Below are 10,323 nucleotides of genomic sequence, written 5' to 3' on the forward strand. Positions count from 1 at the left end.
CGTCGGCCCGGCGGTCGAGGCGGCGGCCACACTGCTGGGCCCGGGCGCGCCGGCTGGGCACCCCGGTCACTCCATGTGCTGAACGAGCGCAAGGGCGGGTTGTTCGATGTCGACGGCCCCTATGTCGCCCCCGATCGCGGCGGTTGTGCCGGCGGCCGGCGAAGCGGTGGTGAAAAAAGAGCCTGCCCAACGCCTTCGCCGGAACCGACCTGGCGGAGCGCATCGCCGCCACCGGGCGCAAGACGCTCGTGACCATCGGCTTCATGACCCATATGTGCGTCGACGCCACCACCCGGTCGGCGGTCGATCACGGCCTGTTCTCGACGGTCGTGGCCGCGGCCTGCGCCAGCCGCGACCTGCCAGACCCGCTCGGCGGCGTGCGGCCGGCGGCAGAGGTGCATCGCGCGGCTCTGGCCGCTTTGGCCGACCGCTTCGCCGTGGTGGTGGCGCAGGGGGATGCCGTCCGCGACTGACGCGCTATCCTTCCGGGAAGGGGCGGCCCGCCGCGGCCGCCCACTCACCCGGAGGACCGCCATGGCCGCGAAGCCGCATGCCATTCCGCCCGCGGAGGTCGAGGCCCGCCTGGCCCGCGACCTGCCGCGCTGGCGCTACCAGGACGGCCGCCTGTATCGGCGCTACGAGACCCATGGCTGGAAGGGCACGATGCTGGCGATCGGCGCCATCGGCCATCTGGCCGAGGCCGCCTGGCACCACCCGGAGATCGCGGCCTCCTGGGGCTGGGTCGAGGTGCGGCTGAACACGCATGACGCCGGCGGCGACATCACCGACCGCGACTTTGCCCTGGCCCACAAGATCGAGGAGGTGGTGGCCTGGCAGCCGGCGCGCGACGGCGCCGGGCTGGACGGCACCCCGTCTGACCCGCGCTTCGCCTACATCAAGTATGACTGAGGCTTAGCCCTCGCGGCGGCGCTCGAAGCGGACGCCGATCGACTGGGCCTCGGGGAAGACGTCGAGCTTCTCGACCTCGGCCACGGCCCGCAGCACCATCGGATGGGCCATGGCGAGGTCCAGCACATGCTCGGCGACGGTCTCGATCAGCCGCACATGCTCGCGCTCGGCCAGGGCCTGCAGCCCCTGCACCAGCCCTTCATAGGAGGGGACGCGCCCGATGTCGTCGCCGATGCCGCCGGCCGGCAGTTCGACCTCCATCTCGACGCTGATGCGGACGCGCTGGCGCCGCTCCTCCTCATGGGCATAGACGCCGATCGACATCGGCACCACGAAGTCGCGCAGCCGGATCAGATAGGTCGCCGGGCGCGCGGTCTCGGCGGCGGGAAAGGCGGATGAACCCGGCTTCGATCCGGCGCGCGTGACGAGCGGGATCGGGGAACGGTACGGGGCACTCATGGTCAAGGCTGTCCGATTGGCGGATCCAGGCCGTGGCTCTGCCGGCCGAGGGTCCGATGGCGAGGCACGGGCGATCTGGCCGTGCGATGGCCTCAGGACCGCATCGTGCCGCGATCGGCCGGGGAAGGCGAGAGGAAATGCACGCGCTGCGTGCATGGCTCCCGCGACCCCGGCGAGGCGGATCCGGACCCGATCAGGTCGTCAGCAGGATGGCCCCGCGCCCTTTGATCGGCTCCGCCCCGGCGATCTTGGCGACGATGTCGCCCGGCCGCACCAGGCGGTGCAGCCCCTGCGACCACAGCACCCCGTCGACCCCGGCATGGACCGGCATGCGCGCCTGCGCCGGATCGGCCGCGGTCGGGTCGACGATGTCGGCGACGTGGTCGCCGCGGCGCAGCCGGGCGCCGAGCGGCTGCGAGTAGGTGACGATGCCGGCGACCGGGGCGCGCAGCATCTCGTTGCCGGCCAGCGGCGTGACCTCGCACCGCGCCTCGGGCAGCGGGCCGGGGTCGCCGGCCACCACGCCGCGGCGCTGCAGGAAGCGGATCAGCGCGTCGGCGTCGGCGCCGGCGGTCTCGTCATCGACATCGGCCTGGCCGCGCAGCTCGATGGTCGCCGCCAGGCAGGCGGGCGGCAGCGTCCGGCCATCGTCCAGGAGGCGCGGCAGCACCCACCAGGGCGAGGAATTGGCCTCGTCGAACGGGTTGTCGCCGGACTCCTCGGCCAGCAGCACCACCTCGGCCTGGAACTCGCGGGCCAGGTCCTCGGCGTCCGGCCACAGCGGCGTGCCGAGATAGACATGCACCGGCGCCCGGTTGTCGCAATGCAGGTCCAGCACGACATCGGCGTCGATCGACAGGCCCAGCAGCGTCTTGCGCAGGGCGGCGGTCTCGTCGGCCGGCTGCTGCTCCGCCAGCGCCGCCAGCAGGGCCGCGCGCACCAGCCGGACATCGCGCTCGGCATCGCCGGTCAGCTGGCCGGCGATGCGCGGCGCCACGATCGGGGCCAGGTCCGGATAATGCCGGTTGAAGTTGCCGCGGCCGTCCAGGGCGAAGCGGCCGACATGGTATTCCAGCACCGATTGCGACAGGCCGATCGGGTTGGCGGCCGGCACCACCACGATCTCGCCCCGGATCGCCCCGGCCGCGTCCAGCGCGTCCAGCCGGCGCAGCAGGTGATGGGCGGCCAACATGCCCGGCAACTCATCGGCATGCAGCCCGGCCTGGATGTAGGCCTTGGGGCGGGCGCCGGGCTGGCCGTAGCGATGCACCGTCACGGCGCGGCTGGTGCCGAGGGCGGGGGAGGGCAGCGGGATCCGGGTGACGCTCTTGCTCATGGCGGCTCTCTGGCTAAAGGCGCGGCACCCTAGCGCAGCCGCGGCGGGATGGCATCTACGTCAGGTGATTAAATTTTAATCAACAATGAAACGACTGCTCAAATTTCGATCATTCCGGAATCTCTGCCGGCCGTCCCGTCCCGGTTCCGCCGGTCTCCGACAAAACCGGCACGGCACTTGCTTCAACCCTCGGCGAAAGGGCGGTTCGTGCCGGTGCCGAACAGGGCGGCTGCCGACCGTCAGCCGGAAGGACGAAGGCTGGAGACAACTCGATGAAGCGGACGTTTTGGGGACTGGGAGGCGCAGTTTCCGCCTTGCTGATGGCGTTGCCGGCAATGGCGCAGGATGCGGCCGCCGCGCCGACGCTGAATTCCGGCGACACCGCCTGGATGCAGACATCGACGGCGCTGGTGCTGATGATGACCATCCCGGGGCTGGCGCTGTTCTATGGCGGCATGGTGCGCAAGGCCAATGTGCTGTCCATCCTGATGCAGTGCTTCGCCATCACCTGCCTGGTCAGCATCATCTGGATGGTGCTGGGCTACAGCCTGGCCTTCGGCCCCGGCGGCGCCTATGTCGGCGACCTGTCGCGCGGCTTCCTGAAGGGCCTCGAGGTCGGAGCGCTGAGCGGGACGATCCCCGAAAGCGTGTTCATGATGTTCCAGATGACCTTCGCGATCATCACCCCGGCGCTGATCGTCGGCGCCTTTGCCGACCGCATGAAGTTCTCGTCGCTGCTGGTCTTCACCACCCTGTGGTCGATCGTCGTCTACTCGCCGATCGCGCATTGGGTGTGGCAGTCGAATGGCTGGCTGTTCGGGGCCGGCGTGCTCGACTTCGCCGGCGGCACGGTGGTCCACATCAATGCCGGCATCGCCGGCCTCGTCGCCTGCATCGTGATCGGCAAGCGGCACGGCTACGGCGCCGGCGTGGTGCATGCCTTCGCGCCGCACAACCTGGTGCTCAGCGTCATCGGCGCCTCGCTGCTGTGGGTGGGCTGGTTCGGCTTCAACGCCGGTTCGGCGCTGGCCGCCGGCGGGTTGTCGGGCATGGCCTTCGCCGTGACCCACATCGCCACCGCCGCGGCGGCGCTGGCCTGGATGCTGGTCGAGTGGGGCGCCAAGGGCAAGCCCAGCGTGCTCGGCATCATCTCCGGCGCGGTCGCCGGCCTGGTGGCGATCACCCCTGCCTCCGGCTTCGTCAACCCGATGGGCGCGCTGGCGATCGGCATCGCCGCTGGCATCATCTGCTACTTCTCCGCGACCTCGCTGAAGAAGGCGCTGGGCTATGACGACTCGCTCGACGTCTTCGGCGTGCACTGCGTCGGCGGCATCGTCGGCGCGATCCTGACCGGTGTCTTCGCCGACCCGGCGGTCAATTCGCTCGGCACCGGCCTGCTCTACGGCAACCCCGGCCAGGTCTGGATCCAGGTCGAGGGCGTGCTGGCGACGCTGGTCTGGAGCGGCGTGGTCACCGCGGTGCTGCTGTTCCTGATCAAGGCGGTCATGGGCATCCGGGTTTCGGAAGAGGCGGAGCGCGACGGCCTCGACCTCGCCCTGCACGGCGAGGCGGTGCAGTAACGCTGCCGCATATGGCGGCCAGACTTGGGGCGTCCTTCGGGGCGCCCCTCTTTTTTTGGGCCGGGCCTCAGCCCCGGTCCGCCCAGCGCATCCAGGTCGCGGCCGGCGGCGCCCTGGTGCTGCCGGTCGGCGGCCAGGCGGCCTATGAGGGGCAGGAGCCCTTCATCCCGCCCTGGGCAACCTGACGCCCTTGGAGACGCAACCTCAGTTCGTCCCGGGGCGAACCGTGAGGTGGCGGGCCGGCCCCCGGCCGTACCCGCCTGCCTTCGGGGAGGACTCTATGAAATCCATCGCAATCGGTGTCGCGGCGGGGCTGCTCCTCGCTGCTTCGGCCTTCGCCATGGACGAGCCGGCGAAGACCATGAAGACCTCGGCCGGCGAGGTCTACACGGACGAGAAGGGCATGACGCTCTACGTCTACGACAAGGACGAGGCCGGAAAGTCCAACTGCGTCGACAAATGCGCCGCCAACTGGCCGCCGTTCAAGGCCGCGGCCGGCGCCACGGCCATGGGCGAGTGGACCGTCGTCAAGCGCGCCGACGGCACCATGATGTGGGCCTATGACGGCAAGCCGCTCTACACCTATGTCAAGGACCAGAAGTCCGGGGATGTCACCGGCGACGGCGTCGGCGGTGTCTGGCACGTCGCCAAGCCGGACTGAGCGCTGCCGGAAAAAGGAGAGGGCGGCCGAAGCCGCCCTCTCGTCGTCCTGAACCTTGAGGCCGCGTCAGCGGGCCTGGGACATGGCGATCGCGGTGTCGCCCATCCGGTTCGAGAAGCCCCACTCGTTGTCGTACCAGGTCAGGATCCGGACGAAGGTGCCGTCGATGACCTTGGTCTCCTTGATCGCGAAGATCGAGGAGTGCGGGTCGTGGTTGAAATCGGTCGACACCAGGTCCTCCTCGTAGAAGCTGAGGATGCCCTTCAGCTTGCCGCCGGCGGCCTGCCTGATCGCGGCGTTGACCTCCTCGACCGAGGTCGGGCGCTTGGCGACGAACTTGAAGTCGACCACCGAGACGTTCGGCGACGGCACGCGGATCGAGGTGCCGTCCAGCTTGCCCTTCAGCTCCGGCAGCACCTTGCCGACGGCCTTGGCGGCGCCGGTCGAGGTCGGGATCAGGTTCAGCGCCGCGGCCCGGGCCCGGTGCAGGTCCTTGTGCATCGTGTCGACGATGCGCTGGTCGCCGGTGTAGCTGTGGATCGTGGTCATGAAGCCGTGATCGATGCCGATCGCGGCATGCAGCACCCAGGCCACCGGCGCCAGGCAGTTGGTGGTGCAGGAGGCGTTGGAGACGATCGTGTGCCCGGCCGTCAGCTTGTCGTGGTTGACGCCGTAGACGACCGTCAGGTCCTCGTCGGTCGCCGGGGCCGAGATCAGCACCTTCTTGGCGCCGGCCGTCAGCTGCTTCGCCGCGTCGTCGCGCTTGGTGAAGATGCCGGAGCATTCCAGCGCGATCTCGACGCCCATCGCTCCCCAGGGCAGCTGGGTCGGGTCGCGCTGCTGCACCGCCTTGATGCCGTGGCCGTTGACGATCAGCGTGTCGCCCTCGACCTGGACGTCGAACGGCGCCCGGCCGTGGACGCTGTCATATTTCAGCAGATGCGCGTTGGTCTTGACGTCGGCGAGGTCGTTGATCGCGACCACCTCGATGTCCTTGCGCCCGGATTCGATCAGCGCCCGCAGCACCAGGCGCCCGATGCGCCCGAACCCGTTGATGGCAACCTTCACGGCCATGTCGTCTTCTCCGATCCGATGGTCTTGTACCGATAGCGTGTGGGGAACCAACCCGGTTCCCTTCCAAGCGGGAAGGGCTGGTTCCCGGCCTCGGCGTTACAGCTTGGCCTTGGCGGCGGCGACGACCGCCTCGGCCGTGATCCCGAAATGCTTGTACAGCTGCTCATAGGGCCCCGAGGCGCCGAAGCCGGTCATGCCGACGAAGCCGCCCTCCGCGCCGATATAGTGGTCCCAGCCCTGGCGCACGCCGGCCTCGACCGCAATGCGGACCACGCCCTGGCCCAGCACCCGGCGGCGATAGTCGGAGGGCTGGCGGTCGAACAGCGCCGTGCAGGGCATGGAGACGAGGCGGGTGCCGATGCCCTCGGCCTCCAGCAGGTCCCGCGCCGCATTGGCGATCGACACCTCCGACCCGGTGGCGACCAGCAGCACGCGCGGCGTGCCGGTCGCCTCCCGCAGGATGTAGCCGCCCTTGGCCGACAGGTTCTCGGCATTGGCGTCGAGCCGCAGGGTCGGCAGGTTTTGGCGCGTCAGCGCCAGCACCGACGGGGCGTCCGGCGTCTCCAGCGCGATCTGCCAGGCCTCGGCGGTCTCGACCGCGTCGCAGGGGCGGAACACCATCAGATGCGGGATCGCCCGCAGGGCCGAGACATGCTCCACCGGCTGGTGGGTCGGGCCGTCCTCGCCGAGGCCGATCGAGTCATGGGTCATGACGTAGACGACCCGCTGGCGCATCAGTGCCGCCAAGCGGATCGACGGGCGGCAATAGTCGGTGAAGGTCAGGAAGGTGGCGCCGTAGGGGATGATGCCGCCATGCAGCGTCAGCCCGTTCATCGCCGCCGCCATGCCGTGCTCGCGCACGCCGTAGCGGATGTAGCGGCCGCCATACTTGCCCGGCTCGATGTCGGTCGACGCCTTGGTCTTGGTGTTGTTCGACGGCGTCAGGTCGGCCGACCCGCCGATCAGCTCCGGGATCGCCGGCACCAGCAGCTCCAGCACCTGGCCGGAGGCGACGCGGGTGGCCAGGCTGGGCTTGGCGGCCGAAGTCTCGGCCTTGAACTTGGCCAGGATGCCGTCGAGGCCGGAGGGCAGGGCGCCGGTCATGGCCTGGCGGAAGGCGGCACGGACCTCGGCCGGGGTCTTCGACAGCCGCGCGTCCCAGGCCAGGCGCTCGGCCTCGCCGCGCTTGCCGATCTCGCGCCAGGCGGCGATCGTCGCCTCCGGCACCTCGAAGGGCGGGTAGGGCCAGTTCAGGTTGGCGCGGGTGGCTGCGACCTCGTCCTTGCCCAGCGGCGAGCCGTGGGTGGCGCTGGTGCCCTGCTTGTTCGGGGCGCCCCAGCCGATGATGGTCTTGCAGGCGATCAGGCTCGGCCGCTCATCGGCCAGCGCCGCGTCGATGGCGGCGGCGATCGCGTCCGTGTCGTGGCCGTCGACGCGCTGGACGTGCCAGTGGTAGGCCTCGAAGCGCTTCTGCACGTCGTCGCTGAAGGACAGCGAGGTCGGGCCGTCGATGGTGATGTGGTTGTCGTCGTAGAGGACGATCAGCCGGCCCAGCTTCAGGTGCCCGGCCAGCGAGCAGGCCTCGTGGCTGACGCCCTCCTCGAGGTCGCCGTCGCCGCAGGTCACCCAGGTGTGGTGGTTCACCAGATCGTCGCCGAAGCGGGCGTTCAGGATGCGCTCGGCCAGCGCGAAGCCGACGGCGTTGCCAAGGCCTTGGCCCAGCGGGCCGGTGGTGGTCTCGATTCCGGCCTCGTGATCGACCTCCGGATGGCCCGCCGTGTGATGGCCCAGCTGCCGGAAGTGCTTGATCTCGTCGAGCGTGATCTTGCTGTTGCCGGTCAGGTACATCAGCGAATACAGCAGCATCGAGCCGTGGCCGCCGGACAGGATGAAGCGGTCGCGGTCGGCCCAGGTCGGGTGCGCGGCGTCGAACTTCAGGTAGCGGCTGAACAGCACCGTGGCGACGTCGGCCATGCCCATCGGCATGCCGGGATGGCCGCTCTTCGCAGCCTCAACCGCGTCCAGGGACAGGAAGCGGATGGCGTTCGCCATGTCTGAGTGGGTCACGGTCCGGGGGCTGTCGCTCATGGCATCGATCCGTTCGGGGCACGGGGATCCGGCGATGGCCCGCCCAGGCTCTCATCAGGCGGGCTGTCGTCGGGGGCGGCGGCACCATGCAGCCCGGCGTCCCCCGCGTCAATGCCACCAAATGCCCAATTCGGGCCGAAATCGAGGGCCGAAAGGTCCGACATTCCTGCCGGCCGGGCCGGGGCGGACGGAAGCGCTGGAGGTTGGCTCGGCGCTGCGCTAGACAAGTCGGACATATCGGTCGGAACGCATGCCGGCCGCAGGGTTTCGGAGATCTGGGATGGAACGGTTCGACGGGGTGCGCCTGGCGCGGCCGGTGCTGGAGGATTTCGCGGCGGCGCTGCTGCGCGGTGCCGGGATGTCGGATGACGCCGCGGCAGCGACGTCGCGGGCGATGACCGACGCCTCGGCCCGCGGCGTCGACACCCATGGCGTCCGGCTGGTGCCATTCTATCTCGACCAGCTGCAGAACGGCCGGGTCAATCCGGCTCCCAAGGTTACTGCGACCCGCACCGCCCCGTCCTGCGTCGTCATCGATGCCGATGGCGGCCTCGGCCACCTCGCCAGCTACCGCGCCGTCGACGAGGCGGCGAAGGTGGCGGAGGAGACGGGGCTGGCCGCCGCGGTGGTCACCCGCTCGGCCCATCATGGCGCCACCGGCGTCTACACCCTGGCGGCGGCGCAGCGCGGCTTCGTCGCCTTCGGCTGCACCCATGCCGACGCGCTGGTGGTGCCGCATGGCGGGGTGAAGCCGTTCTTCGGCACCAACCCGATCAGCTTCGCCGCCCCGGCGCGGGACGAGGAGCCGATGCTGCTGGACATGGCCACCAGCGCCATTCCGCTGAACCGCGTGCATCTGCGCCGCGACACCGGCGCGCCGCTGCCGCCGGAGGTCGCGGTCGGCGACGACGGCATCGCCACCACCGACCCGCATGTCGCCACCGGCCTGATCCCGGTCGGCGGGCTGGGCTACGGCTACAAGGGCGCCGGGCTGGCGATGATGGTCGAGATCCTGTGCGCCAGCCTGGCCGGCATGCCGCACGGCTTCCGCATGACCAAGTTCACCGGCCCCGGCGAGCCGGTGCATATCGGCCATTTCTTCCTGCTGCTGAAGCCGCGGGCCTTCGCCGCCGGCGGCTATGAGGACTCGCTGGCGGCGATTCTCGCCGATCTGCGGTCGCAACCGGCCCAGCCGGGGCAGGAGGTGATGGCGCCGGGCGACCCGGAGAAGTGGGAGGCGGCGGAGCGCGCCCGGCTTGGCGTGCCGCTGGACCGCCGCACTTGGGAGCGTCTGGCGGCCTTCGCCGGCACGGTCGGCGTGGTGGTCCCCGAAGCGTCCGTTGACGCAGGGCAGGCCGACGCATAGTTTCAGCCGGATGACGCTGGATCTGGAGTCCCGCCCATGAGCGGGTTGACCGCCGAGCTGGACCGACTGGAACGCGCGCTGGAGCGCCTGGATGCCGCTGTCGCGGCCCAGGAGGAGCGCCGCCAGACGCAGATCGACGAGATTGCGGACCGCGTGCGCACGCAGGCGGTGACCGAGATCGAGACCGAGCTGCGCGAGGATACGGCGACGGTGGCGGCGCGGGTCACCCAGGTGATCCAGCGCATCGAGACCCTCTTGGAAAAGTGACGCCGTGGCCCGGGTCGAAATCAATCTGAACAACCGCCCCTATCCGATCGCCTGCGAGGACGGTCAGGAGCCGCGCGTCCGTGAGGTCGCCGCCTTCGTCCAGGACCGGATCCGCGAGATCCAGGGCTCGGTGCGGTCGGCCACCGACACGCATCTGCTGGTCATGGTCGCCTTGATGCTGGGCGACGAGCTCCTGGATCTGCGCGAGGGCAAGATCCCGGGCGCGCCGGCCGCGGCGCCGTCGCCGCTGGACGACCCCGAGCTGTCGTCGCGGCTGCAGAAGCTCGCCGATCGGATCGAGGCCATTGCAGCCCGGGTCGAGACGCCCTAAATCTGTTCGCGGAGCGGGGCTGCGCGGTGCGACAGGTCGCTTTGTCCCTGGGGCCGATGCGCTTCTCTTAGGGGGCTGTCCCTGCCGGGATCGTGGTCCTGGACACACGGCACCCACCTGCTGTTGCAGGGCCCAAGAGGAGACGATATGACCACCGGCCGATGCGGCTCCGCTACCACCTCTTTCTTCCCCAGCCGCAATGCCTGACGGGACCGAGCTGCGCGACGCCAAGAAGGCGTTCCGGGCTGCGGC

At 70.1% G+C, this 10,323-nt stretch carries 12 protein-coding genes and 1 other RNA gene; 9 read left to right on the plus strand and 4 right to left on the minus strand.

Translation table 11 applies throughout. The features are described from left to right. Window positions 1–182 precede the first annotated feature (182 nt). Window positions 183–473 carry an isochorismatase family protein gene (locus P409_RS15580; protein WP_430515641.1) on the plus strand — a complete coding sequence of 97 codons (291 nt, stop codon included), beginning with the start codon at window positions 183–185 and terminating at the stop codon, window positions 471–473. A 61-nt stretch (window positions 474–534) separates the two neighbouring features. Next, entirely contained in the window at window positions 535–909 is a 375-nt protein-coding gene (locus tag P409_RS15585) for a 4a-hydroxytetrahydrobiopterin dehydratase (RefSeq protein ID WP_034838718.1), read from the plus strand. 3 nt (window positions 910–912) lie between these two features. On the opposite strand, the gene P409_RS15590 is transcribed toward P409_RS15585, so the two are convergent. Then, a complete protein-coding gene (locus P409_RS15590) occupies window positions 913–1,368 on the minus strand; it encodes a dihydroneopterin aldolase (protein ID WP_052120708.1) in 456 nt (151 codons plus the stop codon). A 193-nt stretch (window positions 1,369–1,561) separates the two neighbouring features. Beyond that, window positions 1,562–2,704: a succinylglutamate desuccinylase/aspartoacylase family protein gene (locus P409_RS15595; protein WP_034838723.1), complete on the minus strand. Its 1,143-nt coding sequence runs from the start codon at window positions 2,702–2,704 to the stop codon at window positions 1,562–1,564. 272 nt (window positions 2,705–2,976) lie between these two features. Between P409_RS15595 and P409_RS15600 the strand changes: the two genes are divergently transcribed. The 3 genes from P409_RS15600 to P409_RS15605 all read left to right on the plus strand — a co-directional run bounded on the left by P409_RS15600 (window position 2,977) and on the right by P409_RS15605 (window position 4,945). Then, on the plus strand, window positions 2,977–4,284 hold the full coding sequence (locus P409_RS15600) for an ammonium transporter (RefSeq protein ID WP_034838727.1): 1,308 nt from the start codon (window positions 2,977–2,979) through the stop codon (window positions 4,282–4,284). Window positions 4,285–4,295: 11 nt separating this feature from the next. Further along, window positions 4,296–4,469, plus strand: a complete 174-nt coding sequence (locus P409_RS38920; protein WP_161790402.1) for a hypothetical protein — start codon at window positions 4,296–4,298, stop codon at window positions 4,467–4,469. 95 nt (window positions 4,470–4,564) lie between these two features. Further along, window positions 4,565–4,945, plus strand: a complete 381-nt coding sequence (locus tag P409_RS15605; protein WP_034838731.1) for a COG4315 family predicted lipoprotein — start codon at window positions 4,565–4,567, stop codon at window positions 4,943–4,945. 66 nt (window positions 4,946–5,011) lie between these two features. Here the strand turns inward: P409_RS15605 and gap are convergent, their stop codons facing one another. Beyond that, window positions 5,012–6,019 carry a type I glyceraldehyde-3-phosphate dehydrogenase gene (gap, locus tag P409_RS15610; protein ID WP_034838735.1) on the minus strand — a complete coding sequence of 336 codons (1,008 nt, stop codon included), beginning with the start codon at window positions 6,017–6,019 and terminating at the stop codon, window positions 5,012–5,014. Window positions 6,020–6,115: 96 nt separating this feature from the next. After that, entirely contained in the window at window positions 6,116–8,107 is a 1,992-nt protein-coding gene (tkt, locus tag P409_RS15615) for a transketolase (RefSeq protein ID WP_081991530.1), read from the minus strand. Window positions 8,108–8,387: 280 nt separating this feature from the next. Between tkt and P409_RS15620 the strand changes: the two genes are divergently transcribed. The 4 genes from P409_RS15620 (at window position 8,388) to ssrS (ending at window position 10,245) form a co-directional block, all read left to right on the plus strand. Further along, window positions 8,388–9,473, plus strand: a complete 1,086-nt coding sequence (locus tag P409_RS15620) for an Ldh family oxidoreductase (protein WP_052120711.1) — start codon at window positions 8,388–8,390, stop codon at window positions 9,471–9,473. Window positions 9,474–9,509: 36 nt separating this feature from the next. Further along, on the plus strand, window positions 9,510–9,740 hold the full coding sequence (locus P409_RS15625; RefSeq protein ID WP_034838739.1) for a hypothetical protein: 231 nt from the start codon (window positions 9,510–9,512) through the stop codon (window positions 9,738–9,740). Window positions 9,741–9,744: 4 nt separating this feature from the next. Then, on the plus strand, window positions 9,745–10,071 hold the full coding sequence (locus P409_RS15630; protein ID WP_034838743.1) for a cell division protein ZapA: 327 nt from the start codon (window positions 9,745–9,747) through the stop codon (window positions 10,069–10,071). Window positions 10,072–10,084: 13 nt separating this feature from the next. Continuing rightward, window positions 10,085–10,245: non-coding RNA, 6S RNA (gene ssrS, locus P409_RS37125), on the plus strand. Window positions 10,246–10,323 lie beyond the last annotated feature (78 nt).

It is taken from the genome of Inquilinus limosus MP06 (assembly GCF_000767795.1).
Taxonomy (GTDB): Bacteria; Pseudomonadota; Alphaproteobacteria; order DSM-16000; family Inquilinaceae; genus Inquilinus; species Inquilinus limosus_E.